Here is a 16,343-nt window from a genome sequence, read left to right as displayed (position 1 = left end):
CCACTGCGCGGGTGATCGCCCGGGATGCCCCCATGCCGTGGGACCCGGCCCGGGGTGAGTACGCGTACTCATCACAGACCCCGGCTCCACGAGCAGACTTGCGGCAACACAGCTTCGTGGAAGGCCAGCACACCCATGCCGCAGCACCAGCGCACCCCGCTCCTCCTCCTTGTCCTCGTCAGCGCGGTGGCGGCCCTCCCGCTGACCGGCTGCGCCGGCCGGCAGGAGCGCGTCTGCTCGCCCGGCCGGGATCCGGTGCTCGCCGTGAACGACTCGGGCAGCGACTGCATACCCTCGGACGAGGAGCCCGCTCCCGGCTGGGCGCGCTACCCCCAGGGCAAGGTGCCCGTCCACCTGGACGACAAGTGGGACCGTTACTGGGCCGACAAGACCCTCGACCAGCACGGCCGGGTCGTACCGCTGCCGCGGTGAGGTCTCTCGGATCGCACTGCGCACCGCGGTCCGAGAACGGGCCTCCGCGTCCGGCTGGGTGCCCGCCCCCGGCGGGCCGCCAGACCCGATTGAGTTGTTCCCGCAGTCGGCCTCCCTTTCCCACAGCCCCCGCCATGACAAAGGCGGTTGAAGCTTCCCCAGGGTTTTGAACAATGATTCAATCCTTGCCGTGCCGGGGAGCCCTCGGCTCAGCGGCCCCACGAGGATGCGGAGGACCCTTCGGTGAACCTGACGTGGATGCTGGAGGGGTCGGCCCGCAGTCGCGGCGGGAAGCCGGCCCTCGTGTCCGATCTGGGGTCGATGACGTACGCCGAGCTGCTCGCGGCTTCCAAGCGGGCTGCCGCCGTGCTGCGGGAGCGCGGGGTGCGGCCGGGGGATCGCGTGGGGGTGATGACGTACAACACCCCCGCCTTCGCCGTGGCGGCGTTCGGGATCTGGCGGGCCGGGGCGGCCCTGGTGCCGATCAACCACAAATTGACCGCGCTCGAACTGGCCTACCTCGCGGAGCACTCGAAGCTGCGGGTCGCCGTCGTCGCGGAGGAACTGTCCGGGCGCATGCGCGAGGGCGCCCCCGTAACCGATGTACTCACCACGAACGACACCGGCGACGGAGAGTTCGACAGGCTGGTCGCCGGGGCGCCGGAGTGGGAGGGGGTGGAGGTCGAGCCCGAGGCCGTCGCGCAGGTGCTGTACACCTCCGGGACGACCGGCGCGCCCAAGGGCTGTCTGCACTCGCACCGCGGGCTGTCCGCCGTGCCCGCGTACACCACGGCCGCCGCGGGGCTGCGCCGCGAGGACCGGTTCCTGCTGGCCATGCCGATCTGGCACGCCTCGCCCCTGAACAACTGGTTCCTGTCGATGATCTATCTGGGCGGCACCGTCGTCCTGTTGAAGGAGTACCAGCCCCTCGCCTTCCTCGAGGCCGTGCGGAGGCACCGGGTCACGGCCTTCTTCGGTGCCCCCATCGCCTACCTCGCCCCGCTGAAGGCCCTGCCCGCGGCGGGAGTCGACCTGTCCGGCTTCGATCTGTCGAGCGTGCGGCTGTGGGCGTACGGCGGAGCGCCGCTGGGCGCGGAGACGGTTCGGACGCTGGAGGCGGCGTACGGCAAGGACCGCTTCTGCCAGGTGTACGGGATGAGCGAGATGGGCCCGGTGGGTTCCGTGCTCCACCCGCAGGAGCAGCTCGCCAAGGCCGGGTCGATCGGGGCGGGTGGTATGCCGGGCGTGGACATCCGCGTGGTCAGGGACGACGGCCTGGACGCCGGGGCCGGCGAGACCGGGGAGCTGTGGCTGCGGTCGGGGACCCGCATGCTGGGGTACCTCGACGATCCGGAGGCGACGGAGCGTGTCTTCGAGGGCGACTGGTACAGGTCCGGGGATCTCGCGCGGGTGGACGAGGACGGGTACCTGTTCATCGTCGGCCGGGTCAAGGACGTCGTCATCACCGGCGGGGAGAACGTCTACTCGCCCGAGGTGGAGGAGGCGATCCTCCGGCATCCGGCGATCCGGGACGCCGCCGTCGTCGGGCGGCCGCACCAGGACTGGGGCGAGACCGTCGTCGCCGTGGTGGAGGCGGACTCGCCGGTGTCGCTCGAGGAGTTGCGCGGGTTCCTCTCCACCAGGCTGGCGAAGTACAAGATCCCCCGGGATCTGGTGGTGGTCCCGTCGCTGCCGCGTACGCCCTCCGGCAAGGTGAAGAAGCACGTACTGCGTGAACAGGTGCGGACCGGCCCATGACTCGCCTGGCGCCGTGGGCCGGTCAACCGCCCCGTCGACCGGCCCCGTTGCATCTCAGTCCTCTTGCTTGCCCGCCCTCACGATCGTCCCCTGCGCCACCGCGACCAGGTGCTCCTCCCCCTGCCCCGAGACAACGTAGACCGAGCACTGGCACACGGCCTGACGCCGGGTTGTGACGGTCGCCTTGGCGCGGGCGACGACGAGGTCGCCCACCGCCGGCCGAACGTAGTTGATCTTGTATTCGGCGGTGAGCGCATCGCCGCCGAGGGCGAGTCCTCCCGCGAAGGTCAGGGCGTTGTCGGCCAGGTAGCTGAGGACTCCTCCGTGTACGAAGCCGTGCTGCTGCTGGATCTCGGGCCGGTTGACGATGCGGATCTCGGCCGAGTCGGGGCCCACGGAGGTGAGTTCGGCGCCCAGGAACGTGCTGAACGGCTGGGCCTGGAAGATGCCGCGGGCGAAGCCGGCGAGGTCCGTGGTCATGAGTGCTGTCCTGTCGCTCGGGAGGAGGTGGGGGCGGCCGCGTCCGGGTCGGTGAGCCGCTCGTCGATGGTCCGCTGGAACATCGCGAGCAGGCCCTCCGCCAGTCCCAGGACGTGGTGGTCGCTGCCCCCGTGGAGCAGATGCCGCTGCACGTCCTCGGCGATGGCGAAGTCCTCCTGGTCGAAGACCGTGTCATTGGTGAACCGGAAGCGCTTGGCCAGCGCGCTCTGTCCCGCGGACCCGGTGAAGTCGCCGTCGCGGTAGAGCATCTCGTGGGTCCAGATCGTGCGGTCCGGTGCCAGGGGCCAGAAGGTGTTGATGGACACGTAGTCGGGGTGCAGTATGAAGAAGGTGTTGGGGAAGAGCGTGTAGTACACCGAGGCGTAGTCCAGGATGCGCCACTCCTCCCGCGGTTTCAGGGCCGTGTCGCCGATGTTGGTGCGCGCCGCGGACAGCCGGATGTGCGGCCCGTCCTCGTCGTGCGCGATCACCCCCTTCTTGAAGGCGAAGGCGAGGGTGTCCCGGTGCAGATACGGGACGTGGTAGCCCTCCAGGTACGTCTTGATCAGCAGCTTCCAGTTGGCCTCCTTGATCACCTTGGTCTTCTTGTACTGGACGAGGGAGGCCACGTCGAAGTTCACCAGGTCCTCGTGGAACGTCCCGAGGAATCCGGGGATGTCGAGCGTTTCCCCGGGCGTGCGGCCGACCCAGATCAGGCCGCCGGCCTCCGCGGCGGGCAGTTCCACCAGCCCGTAGTCGCAGGTCTTGACGCCGGGGAAGTCATGGGCCCGGGTGATGCCCTTCAGGGTGCCGTCGAGCCCGTAGACCCAGCCGTGGAAGGGACAGATGAAGTTCTGCACCGTCCCCGCCGGCTGCTCGGCGAGGCGGGCTCCGCGGTGGCGGCACTGGTTGTAGAAGGCGCGGACCCGGCCGTCCTCGCCCCTGACGACGACATAGGGGAACCGGTCCCAGTCGCTGGTGAGATAGGCCCCGGGCTCGCCGAGCGCCGAGGCGTGCCCCGCGATCAGCGGGTAGCGGGAGAAGGCCGAGGCGATCTCGCGCTCGAGGAGCGCCTCGTCGGTGTACTTGGTGACCGGAATCGTGACGACCTCGTCGAGCATCTTCTCGTCGCGGCGCGTCTCGCGCAGCGCGAGAAGACGCTCGATCATCGCCACTTGTTCGCTGTGCCGCATGGGGTCCCCCGTCGCAGGTCAAGCTCTGAACGCTCGTTCAATTCATGTTACGGAGGGTACGGGGAGGAGGCAACGAACTTCGGGTACGGGGCGCTCAGGATGCGCAGCCGAGGGCTCGCAGGCAGAACTCGCGGATCTCCGCCACCAGTTGCTCGTCCGGCGGCTCCGCCTTCCGCGCCGCCTCCGGCGAGAGCCTGCCGACCAGCGCCTCGGAGATGGCGCCGATGACCGCGCCGGCCGCGACTGCCGCGTTCTGCCGGGCGAACCGCCCGGCCGCGACACCGTCCCGGATGACGCCCTCGCACAACTGCGCGTACTCGCGCCGGTACACCAGCCGCTCCCGCTCCACCACCGGCGAGACCGGTTCGAAGAGCAGGGACCACGCCAGCCGCCGCCCGCGCAGGGCACGCCGCGTGAACGTGTCGGCGAACGCCTCGAGCCGGGCCTCGGGACGTGCGGGCGGCGCGGCATCCACCGCACCGCGCACAGCGGCCAGTTCCCGCCCCGCGGCACGCCGGAAGACCTGCGCCAGCAGCTCGTCCCTGCTGCCGAAGTACGAGTAGAGCGAGCCCGCACTCACCCCGCACGCCCCGGCCACCGCGGCCACCTTCGCCCCGGCGAAACCCTCCCGGGCCACCAGCTCGTGCGCGGCGCGCACGAACGCCTCCTCCTTCGTCTGGGCGTGCCGCTTCGTGCGTTCCGTACTCCGATACACCATGGCGGGAGCTGAGCCTTCCGTGTCGCTGCCGGGAAGCAAGGGTACGTTCCGGCCGGACAAGCTCGTCAGAGCGCTGCCCGTCGGCCTGGACCGGCTCCGGCAAGGTCGCATCCTCGAAGAAGCCCCCGCCGACGGCGCCGCCCCTCTCCACCTCGCGCATCTCTCCTCCCCGCACACCGGGACCAGCATGCGCCATGCCCCAGCGGTGACCGCCCCAGCCGCGGCACAGGAGCCACAGCGCTCGGGAACCGATGACGCCGTCAGGGAGACGTAGCGGACACTCCGCCGTGGGCATGAGGGGGCCGAAGGACTCCGCTGTACTTCGTCAGTACTGGTCGGCCACTTGCTCGGAGAGCGAGAACTCCGTCCCGCACTCCGCGCACGTCGCGTTGCCGAAGAGGTGGGTGAGGCCCGCCGCGACACGCCCGACCCCCGCTTCGCGGGCCGCTTCGTACAGCTGCCTGGCAGGTCCCTCCAGGTCCTGCGGAAGAGCCGGGCGCAGTGGTATGGCCGAGGAGTCACCCGGCTCGTAGTCGCCGACCGCGGAGAAGCAGCCTGCCTCGCCGATCGCGATGAGTACCCCCATGTCGCACTCGGGGCAGGAGACTTCGTACTCCTCGTCTGCCAGACCCTCGAGACACTCGGACCACACCGGGACACCGTCGAAGGCCATGGCGGCCTGGAGCAGGTAGACGTACACGTCCGGATCGGCCGGCTCGCGAACGCGGCCGTGGGCGAGCAGCCGCAGGGCCTCGATCTCGTCCATGTGGCGGGCACGGGTCCCCTCGTCCGCCCCCGCGACGATCGCCCCGGCCAGGATCAGGGCGTTGTCACCGTCCTTGCCGGCCTTGTCGCCCAGGTCGGCCAGCGGGGCGAGGGCAGCGAAGCTCGCCGAGTAGACGCTGCCTTGATGACACAACCGGGACCACAGGTCGCTCCAGACCTCGTCACTGGGCCCGGTACCGAGCCGGTCGAACAGAACCGGGATGTCCTCGGCAGTGCCATAGGCGTGCTTCAGCAGGGACCAATCGATCATGCGGGCACTCAAGCAGGCCGCGTCCGCCCAGCTCACGCCGGGCAGGGGAGCGTCGAACCCGCGGCTCGCGCGTACCCATGTCCGTTCTCGGATCCTCAGGATCCGGTGTCTCGTGTGTCCAGGACCAAGGGTCCAGGCCCGCCGTCGGCCGGCAGCCGGTCAGCCGGCCGCGTTGCGGTACTTGCGTACCGACAACCAGGAGAACAGCGTCAGGAGCAGCGAGGACCAGTGTGTCCCGCTCCTCGGGTGGTGACGATCGCCAAGTCACCTCTCACCCTCCCCGTGAGCTGGTGACCGGCTCCTCCCCCGCGGCCCACTGCGCGTCCGGCGGATCGCACGCAGCCACCACCGCGACCGCTCCGCCGTGTCAAGCCGGTCGAGGAAGCCGTGGGGGTGGTCGCGAGGTCCCCCGGGCGGCCGGGGTGGTGGAGGGCGCCCGCGACGAGGAGGGTGCGGAGCGCGGTGGTGAGGCGGGCGGCGGTCAGGAACGCTGCTCGAGGTAGTCCTCGACGCCCGGCGCCCGGTGCGCGTCCTCGACGCCGACCGTTCCGCCGAGCGCCTTCGTGTCCGGCTTGAGGACGTAGGTCGACAGGCCGGCGGGGCGTGCCGGGTCGGAGAAGTCCTGCGGGGTGCCGAGACCGGTGTCCAGGTCGGACTGCGAACGGTGCGCTGCGATCACGTCGGCGCGGGCCAGGCTGCCGGCCGCGCACGCCTTCTCCAGGTCCTCGCCCATGAGCTCGGCCGCGTTGTAGCCGGAGAGCACGCCGGAGTCGACGGAGGAGTCCGGGTACTTCTTCCGGTAGGCGGTGACCATCGCCTTGACGCCGGGCAGGTCGGAGCTCACGGCCGGGGCGGCGCTGACGATGCTGAGCATCGAGACCAGCGCGGGCGCGGCCTGGGTCTTCAGCAGCTGCGGGGCGAAGCCGGGCGCGCTGGTGACCACCGGGACCTTCAGGCCGCTCGCGGCGGCGACGCCGACCAGGGAGGCGGTCTGGGCGGGTCCGGCGCTGATCAGGACGGCCTTGACGCCCGCCTTGGTGAGCGCGGCGACCTGCGCGGACAGGTCGGTGTCGGTGGCCTGGATCTTCTGGCCGACGACCGTGATCCCGGCCTGCCTCGCCGCCCAGGTGGAGCCTTCCAGTGCGTTGTCGCCGTAGTCGCCCTCGAAGTAGACGTGACCGATCTTGTCGCCCTTCTTGATGTTCTTGGTGCGGGCGAGGTAGTCGACGGCGGTGAGGGAGTCGACGTCGTAGGTGGTGCCCAGCACCTGCACGGCGTCCTTGTCCAGCAGGGAGGCGGACCAGGCCTGCGGGAAGGTCAGTATCCTGTCCCGTTCGATGTCGTCCAGGAGGGCGGCGACCACCGGGGAGCCGATGACCTGGGGCAGGGCGACGATGTCGGGGGCCAGGTCGGCGTAGGCGGTCACGGCCTTCTGGACGTCGTAGCCATGGTCCTTGACCACGATCTCGATCTTCCGGTGGCAGATCCCGCCCTTGTCGTTGATCTGGTCCGCCCACAACTGCTGCGCCTGCACGATGCTTTTGCCGAGGGTGGCGTAGGGGCCGGTCAGGTCGGTGAGGGCGCCGAGTCTGATGGTGTCGGCGGTGACGCCGGGCCCGGTGCGCACACCGTCGGATCTCTTGTCGCCACCGTCGCCGCTCCTGGCCTTGGTGCTGCAGCCGGTGGCCGCGACGAGCAGGGCCAGGGACACGGCGAGGACTGCCCGGGTGGTGCGGTTCAGCGAGTTCACGGGGTGTGCTCCTTGGTTCGTACGGCGCTCGCGGTGGACATGGGGGCTGGTGCGCGGGGCGTGGAGCCTTCGGCCGGGCGGCGTCGGATCCGGGTGCGCAGCCGGCGCAGGAGTCCGCTCAGGCCGTCGGGGGCGAAGAGCAGGACGAGGACGACGGCGGCGCCGTAGAGGTAGCGGGAGGCCTCGGTGGGGCCGATGGCGTTGCCGGCCGAGCCTGGCGTGGCGATCAGCGGGAGCCGGTCGGCGTACCGGGTCATCAGCAGGGGCAGCGCGGTGACGAAGACCGCGCCGGCGGCGGCGCCGGCCACCGAGCCGAGGCCGCCGATGACGATCATCGCGAGGTAGTCGACGGACAGGGCGAGCCCGAAGTAGTCGGGGACGACCCGGCGGAAGGCGAGCGCCAGCAGGGCACCGGCCAGGCCCGCGTACATGGAGGACATGACGAACGCCCCGGCCCGGTAACGGGCCACCGGTACGCCCATGACGGCGGCGGCGGTCTCGCTGTCACGCAGCGCCCTCAGGGCGCGGCCGGCCCGGGAGCGCAGCAGGCCGCGCGCGGTGAACCAGGTGAACGCGAACAGTGCGAGGCTCAGGTACCACAGCCGTTCCTCGGCGCCGAACGGGACACCCAGGACGACCAGTTCGGGGCCGCTCGCGTCGAAGGTGAACGACCCGGCCGAAAGCGGCGGCACGGAGAGACCGTTGAAGCCTCCGGTGACCTGCTCGGCGCTGACCAGGATGTGGTGGCCGAGGAAGACCAGGGCCAGCGTCGCGACGCCCAGGTAGACCCCGCGCACCCGGCCGGCGACGGGGCTGAACACTCCGCCGGCCAGCCCGGCCAGCAGGACCGCCGCGACCAGGGCCAGAGCGGTGGGCAGTCCGGCGCCCGGCTCCTCGCCGGCCAGCCAGGTGTAGCCGTACGCCCCGATCGCGAGGAAGAAGGAGTGGCCGAGGGAGAGTTGGCCGGCGGTGCCGGTGAGCAGGCCGAGTCCGACGGCTCCGATCGCCGCGGCCATGGCGAACAGGCCGACGCGCAGCCAGAAGGCGTCCAGGTAGAACGGCGGCGCGCACAGCGCCAGGGCCACCAGGAGGATCGCGAAGGTCCGGCGGACACTGCGCCGGGGGAAGTCAGACACGGGCGGCACCCTTCGCGCCGAAGAGGCCCTGTGGCCGGACGATCAGGACGACGACCATCACCGCGTACGGCGCCACGCCGCCGAATCCGTCGCCGAGCACGTGCAGCTCGGACTGGTAGCCGGCGGCGAACGCCTCGGTGAGCCCGATCAGGAGGCTGCCGGCGAGTGCGCCGACGGGGGAGGCGAGACCGCCGAGGATCGCGGCGGGGAACGCGGCCAGCGCGATCTGGCCGGTGGTGCGCTCCAGGCCGGGGGCGGGGAACGCGGCGAGGAACACGGCGGCCGACGCGGCCAGGGCGCCCGCGAGGCACCAGGCGCCGGTGCGCACCCGGGCGAGCCGGATGCCCATCAGGGCGGCCGCTTCGCCGTCCTCGGCGGCGGCGCGCAGGGACAGCCCCCAGGCGCTGTACCGGAAGGCGGCGAAGACCGCGCCGATGACCAGGCAGGAGACCACGATCGCGGCGAGCCGGCTGTCGGCGACGGTGACCGGGCCGATCCGGGTGACCGAGTCCGCCCAGGGGTCGCCGAGCGGCAGCAGTTCGCCGCCGATCCGGCGGGACAGTTCGGTGAGCAGCAGCACGTCGACGCCGATGGTCACGATGGTCTGCGCGTGGGCGGCGTGCGGGCCGGCGCCGCCGCGCTGGAGCAGGAGCCGGTCGACGGCTCCGGCGACCGACGCGGTGACCAGCACCGCGGCGGCGAGCGCGCCGGCGAAGCCGAGGTGGGTGTGCCAGACGGCGATGAGGTAGCCGCCGAGCAGCAGCAGGGAGCCGTGGGCGAAGTTGAGCACGCCGGAGGCCTTGAAGATGACCACGAAGCCGAGCGCGACCAGGGCGTGCACGGCGCCCAGGGACAGGCCGTTGAGGAGGCTGGTGAGGAAGGCGTTCACGCCGCGTCCTCCCGGTCGCTCGCGGTGCCGAGGTAGACGCGCGACACCTCCGGGTGGGCGCGGACCTCGTCGGGGGTGCCCTGGGCGACGGGGCGGCCGAAGTCGAGCACGGTGACATCGTCGGCGAGGCGCATCACCAGGCCCATGTCGTGTTCGACCAGCAGCACGGACAGGCCGAGCCGGGCGCGGATCCCGGTGACGACCTCGGCGGTCCTGGCCCGCTCCGCCGCGTTCATTCCGGCCACCGGTTCGTCCAGGAGCAGCACCCTGGGCTCCAGGCAGAGCGCGCGGGCGAGTTCGACGCGCTTGCGGTCGCCGTACGGCAGCAGCGCCACCGGCCGGTCGAAATGGACGCCGAGACCGGTGAGTTCGGCGATCTCGCGTGCCTTCTCCAGGTGCTCTCGCTGCTCGCGCACGGCGCGCGGCAGGCGCAGCGCCCCGGCGGCGAACCCGGCGCGGGTCAGCGCGTGTCGGCCGACCATCAGGTTGTCGGCGACGGTGCCCTCGGTGGTCACGATGTTCTGGAAGGTGCGGGCCACCCCCAGGGCGGCGATGCGGTGCGGGGCGAGCCGGGTGAGGTCGGTGTCGCCGAGGTGGACGGTGCCCGAGGAGGGCCGGTGGAGCCCGGACAGGACGTTGAAGCAGGTGGATTTCCCGGCGCCGTTGGGCCCGATGAGGGCGTGCACGGTTCCGGGGGCGACGGTGAACGAGACACCGTCCAGGGCGGTGAGCCCGGCGAAGCGGACGGTGACGTCACGGACGTGGAGGGGCGGGATGCCCCGGCCGGCCGGGGGCGCGCCGCGGGTGGCCGGCGGGGTGCGCGGAGCGAGCGGCGCATCGCCCTCGGCGTCCGGCGGGACCTGGGGGGAGTTCACGCGGCCCCCTGCCCGGGGGTGTCGGCTTCCTCGCCCAGGTAGAGGCGGCGGACCGCGTCGGTGCGTGCCAGTTCGGCGGCCGGGCCGGACAGCCGTACTTCGCCGACGTCGAGGACATGGCAGCGGTCGGCCAGCGAGAGGGCCATCCCGGCGTTCTGCTCGACCAGCAGCACGCCGGTGCCCTGGGTGTTGATCTCCCGGATCGCCTCGGTGATCCGCTCGACCATCAACGGTGCGAGTCCGAGGGAGGGTTCGTCGAGCAGGAGCAGGCGCGGGGCGGCCATCAGGGCGCGGCCCATGGCGAGCATCTGCTGCTCGCCGCCGGAGAGCAGCCCGGCCGCCTGTCGGCGGCGTTCGGCCAGCCGGGGGAAGAGGGCGAACACCTGCTCCCTGGCCTGCCGTTGCCGGGCCGGGGTACGCCGGCCGAGGCCCAGGGCGCCGCTGCGCAGGTTCTCGTCCACCGTGAGACTCGCGAACACCCGTCTTCCCTCGGGGACTTGCACGACTCCGGCTCGGACCGCAGCGACCGGGTCGCGTCCGTCCAGGACGGTGTCCCCGTAGGTGATACGGCCCGCGGTGACCGCGCCCCGGTGCAGCCGCAGGGTGCCGGACACCGCACGCAGCAGGGTGGACTTGCCGGCTCCGTTGGCGCCGAGCAGGGCCACCACCTCACCGGGAGGCACGGTCAGGGACACGGCGCGCAGGGCCGACACGGCACGTCCGTAGGTCACGTCAAGGTGCTCCACGGTCAGCGTCGGCCGGTAGTGCGGGGGTGATGCGGGCATCACGGCTCCTCGGGTCCGTGCCGGTGCGGCACGGGGGGTGCGGGTACGGGGCACTCACGACAGCACGCCCCGCGAGCGGCGGTACAGGGCTCCCGGCCCGCCCGGTGCGCCCGCCCAGCACGGGCGGCACGGGCCTGTGCGCGAGCCCAGCGGGGGCGGGCGGCGCGCTCGCGGAGGAAGGGGTGGGCGAGGCGGCGGTCCGGGGAAGGCGGGGTATTCGCGGGGGAAGGACGAGGGCCCGGCCGCAAGGGTCGGGCACGGGCGGGGAAGGAGCGGAGCGCGCGCGGACGCGGGCTCGCACATGCCGCGGGGCCGGTCCGCGGTGGAACCGGGGACCGGCCCGGCGGCGGGGAGCGGGCACCGGGCCACGCCTCCACCGGCAGAAGCCGGTTGCGAGCACGGCCCGGCGGCGGGCGGCGAGAGCCGCGCACGGCCCGAACGCGGGGAGCGGGCACCGGGCCACGCCGCCACCCGCAGGCGCCCGCTGCCGGCTCGGCCCGGCGGCGGGCGGCGGAGGACCTGGACTTGGTCCTTCGGCCAGGGCGTCGTGGGCGCCCGAACGGTAGCGGCGGGTCAGCGCGGTTGGAGCCGGCGCGCGATGAGTGCGAGGCTGATCTCCACCACGTCGGACGGTCTGGACAGCGAGCGCCCCGTGAGCTGTTCGTAGCGGCGCAGCCGGTTGAGGACGGTGTTGCGATGACAGTAGAGGCGTTCCCCGGCCCGCTGCGCCGAGCCGTCACAGGCCAGCCAGGTGGCCAGGGTGTCCACCAGCACGTCCGCGTCGGCCGGTTCGAGCCCGGCCAGCGGCCCGAGGACCCTCTCGGTGAGCGACGCGGCGAGTTCCGGCGCGGACACCACCATCGCGGAGGGCAGTTGCTCCGCCAGCCGGACGGTTCCTCCCTCTGCGGGACACAGGCTCAGCGCCAGATCGGCCTGGGTACGGGCGTCGCCGACCGCCGCGAGACCACCGACCACGTTGCCCATCCCGACCCGGGTGCCCGGCGCGGGCGGCGCCGCCGGCTCGGGGAGTTCACCGTCCTCGGTGAGCAGGATGCCGTAGTCCACGTCGACACCGGTGTGCCAGTGCGCGCGCAGTGCCCCCTCCGGCAGCGCGGCGCGCAGGCCCACCGGTCCGAGGGGGCGCCCGCCAGTGACCGCGACCACCACGTACCGCCCCTGCTCGGGCAGTCGGAGCGCCTCGGCGGTCTCGGGCAGGTCGGCGATGCGGCTGGTGCCGTCCAGCAGCGCGGCGGCCAGCAGCCGGACCCGGTTCTCGCGCCGCCACATCATCTGTCTCTCCACCTGCCGGTAGGCGTCGGCCACCAGGGTGCAGTGTTCGTCGACGAAGTTCCACACATCGGCCGCCACGTGCACGAGCAGCCGGACGTCCTCGGGTGCCGTCCGGGCGGTCTCCTCCACCAGCCCCTGCCACACCAGCGACCCGCCGAGCCGGAAGGCGTGCAGCAACGCGTCGAGTGGCAGGCCCTGTTCGGCGCGGGCGGCACCGATCTTCCAGGAGCAGCGGCGGGCCGCGTCCCAGGTCCCGCGCGGGTCGATCAGCGAGGTCACGCTGTGCCGCAACGAGCGGTGCGCCTCCTGCCAGGTGCTGTGCGGGTCGGTCTGGAGCGCCGACCGGTACGCCGGTTCCTGGTCCCGGAGCACCATGAGCAGGCGGTCGGTGAGACCTGCCAGATCGACCAGGAGCGCTCGGGCGGCCCGGTGCAGCACACCGAGCGCGTCGGTGTCCACCAGTGAGCGTGTCCGTGGCGGCCTGGGCCGGGGTACGGCTGTCGGGCCGGGGCGGAGCTCCGTCGGTGTCCGTAGAGCTTGGTGCATCGCGGTCATCCCCCAGAGTCGGCTCGGCGGCGGCGCGCCCGCGGACTCCTCGGCGGCTCACGGCGGGCCGCTGGGTCCGTGCGGCGACTGGCGCCCGTCTGGTCCTGCCCCGAAGGATGACATACCATCCGGTCGGTCTGTAGGGCTGTGCATCGCGTTTCTCCCGCCGGGGCCGGCCTCCCGGAGGTGACCGGTGTGGATGCGCCACCGGATGCGTCCCGCCCGAAGAATGACATACCGTCCGGTCGGCCCCTAGGGGGGTGCGGCGGTCCCCTCCGCCCGCTCCATGAGGCGTGCCAGCTCGACCCGGGAGCGGACGCCGAGAGCGGCGAAGACGTTGCGCAGGTGGTAGTCGACGGTGCGGTTGCTGACCGACAGGCTGAGCGCCACCTCGCGGTTGGTGGCTCCCCGGGCGACACAGCGGGCGATGCGCAGTTGCTGCGGGGTCAGTCGGGCCAGCCCGCTCTGTCGCGCTCCGGATGGGGCCGCCGCCTCGTCGATCCCGGCCACCCCCATCGCCCGGAGTTCCGCGACCGCCTGCTGCTTCCACGGCCGGGCGCCGCAGTGCTCGAAGCCGAGCAGGGCGGCCCGCAGGTGACTGCGTGCCTCGCCTGGTCTGCGGCGTCTGCGCAGCCACTTGCCGTACAGCAGTTCCGTGCGGGCCCGTTCGAAGTCGCCGCCGGCCTCCTCGTGCCGCCGCAGTGCCTGCCGGTACAGCGGGTCGGCGGCCTCGTGCGGAGCGAGCAGCGCACGGCAACGCAGTAGCTGGGCGGGAGCCTGGCGGTCGGCGCCGAAGGCCGCCCAGAGGCCGAAGTCCTCGACCGCCTCCGGGGCGTGGTCCGGCTGTCCGGAGAGCGCGCAGGCCTCCACGAAACAGGGAACGGCCAGCATCCACACGGCGAAGTGGCCACGCCGTGGACCGGGCCGGACCAGCGGGCCGAGCCGGTCCACGGCCTCGCGGGGTCGGCCGCCGCCCAGATCGGCACGGGCCGCCGCCCACTGGGCGAGCGTGGCGGCCTGGGCCAGACCGTGCCGCCGGGCGGTGGACAGTGCGGCCGACACATGCTCGGCGACGGTGGTCCGTTCCCCCTCGATCGATGCCGCGAGAGCGAGCACGGCGTGATGGTGAGCGGCCGTGTTGTGCTGCCCGGCACGGTGTGCGCAGCGCAGCCCCTCCTCCGCGTGGGTACGGGCCAGCGCGTGCCGTCCGGCCCGCAGCTCGCCGTAGGCCAGGTACTCCAGCGCCCGCGCCTCGTGCGCGCCGGACCGGCGGACGCGAGCCACCGCCACCGCCCTCGCGCCGACCCGGCGGGCGGCGGTGACGTCACCGAGCAGCAGTGCAGCCGCCGCCGACCGCAGCAACCAATCGGGGTCGTCCGTCCTCATGGCCTGGTCCACAACGCGGCGAAGGGGGGCGACGGCCCGGTCGAAGCGGCCCCGCAGCACGGCCTCGATGCCGGTGCGGTGGTCACGCAGCAGGTCTGGGGGTCCGGCGAGGCCGGCCGGGTCGGCCGGGTCGGCCGAGGCACGGCCACCGCCCAGGCCGCCTGTACCGCCCGAGCCGGCCGGCCGGGCTTCCCGGCCCCCGTATCCCGACATGTGCTCGGTGCCACGCGCACCTCCTACGGCGCTCTCTCCCCGCCCGTCCGGCACGGCGCCGTCGTCCGCGTCGATCGCCAGTGCCCGCAGGCACGCCGTGACGTCTCCCGCTGTCCAGGCCGCCTCCGCTGCGGCCAGGACGGCCACGCCGAACCGTTCTCGGTCGTGCGGTGCGAGCAGTGCGGCGGCGAGGAGAAGGGTTTCGCGCGCGACGTCCACCGGGCCGTCCCCGCACAGGGCCAGCCCGCGCAGCAGCTCGGCACCGGCGCGCACCGGCAGGGGTGCCGGGTGGGTACGGGCCTCGGCGAGCAGTCGCCGCGCACGGGGCGACTGCCCGGCGAGCAGGGCCTGTTCGGCAGCGGCCGTGTACCGCCGGAGCCAGGACGGGCCGTCCGGCGCGAGGTCCGCCGCGCGGGTAGGAGCGCCGCGGCGCGGCGACGACGGGTCCTGGAGCGCGGGGTCGGCCGCGACGGAGGCGAGGTCGGCCGCGAGGCCGGGGTCCGGCGCGGCGGCGGCCCGGGAGCGGTGCGGCAGGGTGATCAGGTCGCGGCAGCCCGCACAGGCGTCGGCCAGGGCGTCGTGAGTCGCGCGGAGCCGTTCGGCCGACACGCCGGCGTACACCGCCCGTTCCACCAGTGTGCTGGGAAAGCGGAGGTGGCCACAGGCCGGATCGAGCAGTTCGGTCAGCGGGTCGAGACCTGGCGGGGAACCCGAGAGCCGGGCGAGCGCCCGTAGGACCGAGCGGGCCTCGGCGAACGGCTCACCCGCCACCGCTGAGGCGGCGACCGCGGTGGTCAACAGCGGCTCCGCCCGCTCCGGCGGCAGCCCGATCAGACGGCGGTCCGCCGGGCCGGTGAGGTCCGCCGGGCCGGTGAGGTCCGCCGGGCCGGTGAGGTCCGCCGGGCCGGTGAGGTCCGCCGGGCCGGTGAGCGTTCCGGCGTCGGCAAGGGGCCTCGGCATGGGCATGCGGCCGCACGGCTGCGCTGGGGTCAGCCGGTGGAGCAGCCACAGCAGCAGGGCGGGGTTGTCCTCCGCCACAGCCGTGATCCCCGCGCCTACTTTGGGGTCGAGGCCGCCCGGGGCTGCCTCGACCAGCAGGGCGGCGGCCTCCGTCGGGGTCAGGGCGCCCAGGCGCGGCAGCGGCAGCGGCAGCGGCAGCCCTGCGAACTCCACGTCGAACGGACGATGCCCGGCGACGGTGAGCAGGAGGGGGAACCGGCCCGTGACGGGGAGCCGGGCGGCCGGTCGCCCGAGGACGGCACGAGGACCCACCTCCCAGAGGTGGGCGTCGAACAGGCGGACCAGTACCGGCCCAGGGGCGGAGGCCGCTTGCAGGGCGCCGAGCAGTTCCGACCCCGAGTACGCGCCGCGGGCGGCAGGTGAGCCGGCCGCGGCGCACAGGGCTCGCACGCCGGTGTGGTGCCCAAGGGGCCGAGCGGGATCGGGGGCGACGGCGACCACCGGCCCCGCGCCGAACGAGCGGGCCGTGAGCGCGAGGAAGGTCGAACGCCCTTGACCGGGCTCACCCGTGACGACGCACGTCCCGCCGCCGCTCCGCATGCTGTTCGACAAGGCTGCCGCGACGTCGTCTCGCGGACCGGGCCGGTGTCCCGGCGCAGCGGAGCCGTGGTTCGTTCGTCCGCTCATTCCCGCGACCTTACTGGGGCGGCAGGACAGGTGTAAGGCACCCGTCCTGGTCGGCTGTCGCCCCGAAGGCGCTGCGACCTGCGGCTCCGCGGGGTGGGAGCAGTACCCGGCCTGTGGCACGGCCCAGCATGCCCGGCCCCGCGCAGTGCACCGGCACAACGTCCGCGGCCGTCCCGTCCGCGACGGGACGGCCGTGCCGTGCCGTGCCG

General features: G+C 73.2%; 13 protein-coding genes. 2 read left to right on the top strand and 11 right to left on the bottom strand.

What is annotated here, in order from left to right:
* The first annotated feature begins 135 nt into the window (after positions 1-135).
* Together ACF061_RS24500 and ACF061_RS24495 are read left to right on the top strand one after the other, a co-directional pair.
* On the top strand, positions 136-432 hold the full coding sequence (locus ACF061_RS24500) for an SCO0607 family lipoprotein (protein WP_392269094.1): 297 nt from the start codon (positions 136-138) through the stop codon (positions 430-432).
* A 243-nt stretch (positions 433-675) separates the two neighbouring features.
* Positions 676-2,190, top strand: a complete 1,515-nt coding sequence (locus ACF061_RS24495; protein ID WP_392269093.1) for a class I adenylate-forming enzyme family protein — start codon at positions 676-678, stop codon at positions 2,188-2,190.
* Positions 2,191-2,244: 54 nt separating this feature from the next.
* Here the strand turns inward: ACF061_RS24495 and ACF061_RS24490 are convergent, their stop codons facing one another.
* The 11 genes from ACF061_RS24490 to ACF061_RS24440 form a co-directional block, all read right to left on the bottom strand.
* A complete protein-coding gene (locus ACF061_RS24490) occupies positions 2,245-2,670 on the bottom strand; it encodes a PaaI family thioesterase (protein WP_392269092.1) in 426 nt (141 codons plus the stop codon).
* Entirely contained in the window at positions 2,667-3,839 is a 1,173-nt protein-coding gene (locus tag ACF061_RS24485; RefSeq protein WP_392269091.1) for an aromatic ring-hydroxylating dioxygenase subunit alpha, read from the bottom strand. The genes ACF061_RS24490 and ACF061_RS24485 overlap by 4 nt, the downstream gene beginning before the upstream one ends.
* A gap of 118 nt (positions 3,840-3,957) precedes the next feature.
* Entirely contained in the window at positions 3,958-4,581 is a 624-nt protein-coding gene (locus ACF061_RS24480) for a TetR/AcrR family transcriptional regulator (RefSeq protein WP_392269090.1), read from the bottom strand.
* Positions 4,582-4,906: 325 nt separating this feature from the next.
* Positions 4,907-5,617: a hypothetical protein gene (locus ACF061_RS24475; protein WP_392269089.1), complete on the bottom strand. Its 711-nt coding sequence runs from the start codon at positions 5,615-5,617 to the stop codon at positions 4,907-4,909.
* A gap of 481 nt (positions 5,618-6,098) precedes the next feature.
* A complete protein-coding gene (locus tag ACF061_RS24470; RefSeq protein ID WP_392269172.1) occupies positions 6,099-7,358 on the bottom strand; it encodes an ABC transporter substrate-binding protein in 1,260 nt (419 codons plus the stop codon).
* Positions 7,359-7,363: 5 nt separating this feature from the next.
* Complete coding sequence (locus ACF061_RS24465; protein ID WP_392269088.1) at positions 7,364-8,503, bottom strand: branched-chain amino acid ABC transporter permease; 1,140 nt, start codon at positions 8,501-8,503, stop codon at positions 7,364-7,366.
* Positions 8,496-9,392 (bottom strand): branched-chain amino acid ABC transporter permease, encoded by an 897-nt coding sequence (locus ACF061_RS24460; RefSeq protein WP_392269087.1) that lies wholly within the window; start codon positions 9,390-9,392, stop codon positions 8,496-8,498. The genes ACF061_RS24465 and ACF061_RS24460 overlap by 8 nt, the downstream gene beginning before the upstream one ends.
* Positions 9,389-10,168: an ABC transporter ATP-binding protein gene (locus tag ACF061_RS24455; RefSeq protein ID WP_392269171.1), complete on the bottom strand. Its 780-nt coding sequence runs from the start codon at positions 10,166-10,168 to the stop codon at positions 9,389-9,391. Before ACF061_RS24455 ends, ACF061_RS24460 begins: the two co-directional genes overlap by 4 nt.
* Positions 10,169-10,263: 95 nt before the next feature.
* Positions 10,264-11,052, bottom strand: a complete 789-nt coding sequence (locus ACF061_RS24450) for an ABC transporter ATP-binding protein (RefSeq protein ID WP_392269086.1) — start codon at positions 11,050-11,052, stop codon at positions 10,264-10,266.
* 573 nt (positions 11,053-11,625) lie between these two features.
* Positions 11,626-12,888: a PucR family transcriptional regulator gene (locus ACF061_RS24445; protein WP_392269085.1), complete on the bottom strand. Its 1,263-nt coding sequence runs from the start codon at positions 12,886-12,888 to the stop codon at positions 11,626-11,628.
* Positions 12,889-13,140: 252 nt separating this feature from the next.
* Positions 13,141-16,134: a LuxR C-terminal-related transcriptional regulator gene (locus tag ACF061_RS24440; protein WP_392269084.1), complete on the bottom strand. Its 2,994-nt coding sequence runs from the start codon at positions 16,132-16,134 to the stop codon at positions 13,141-13,143.
* Positions 16,135-16,343: the final 209 nt, after the last annotated feature.

Origin of the sequence: Streptomyces sp. NPDC015220, assembly GCF_043079345.1 — a bacterium.
Lineage (GTDB): Bacteria > Actinomycetota > Actinomycetes > Streptomycetales > Streptomycetaceae > Streptomyces.
This window is presented reverse-complemented; position numbering and strand designations above follow the sequence as displayed.

Coding starts and splice junctions, on each gene's coding strand:
- ACF061_RS24500 (WP_392269094.1), top strand. CDS start 136: ATGCCGCAGCACCAGCGCACCCCGCTCCTCCTCCTTGTCCTCGTCAGC.
- ACF061_RS24490 (WP_392269092.1), bottom strand. CDS start 2,670: ATGACCACGGACCTCGCCGGCTTCGCCCGCGGCATCTTCCAGGCCCAG.
- ACF061_RS24485 (WP_392269091.1), bottom strand. CDS start 3,839: ATGATCGAGCGTCTTCTCGCGCTGCGCGAGACGCGCCGCGACGAGAAG.
- ACF061_RS24480 (WP_392269090.1), bottom strand. CDS start 4,581: ATGGTGTATCGGAGTACGGAACGCACGAAGCGGCACGCCCAGACGAAG.
- ACF061_RS24475 (WP_392269089.1), bottom strand. CDS start 5,617: ATGATCGATTGGTCCCTGCTGAAGCACGCCTATGGCACTGCCGAGGAC.
- ACF061_RS24450 (WP_392269086.1), bottom strand. CDS start 11,052: ATGCCCGCATCACCCCCGCACTACCGGCCGACGCTGACCGTGGAGCAC.
- ACF061_RS24445 (WP_392269085.1), bottom strand. CDS start 12,888: ATGCACCAAGCTCTACGGACACCGACGGAGCTCCGCCCCGGCCCGACA.
- ACF061_RS24440 (WP_392269084.1), bottom strand. CDS start 16,134: ATGAGCGGACGAACGAACCACGGCTCCGCTGCGCCGGGACACCGGCCC.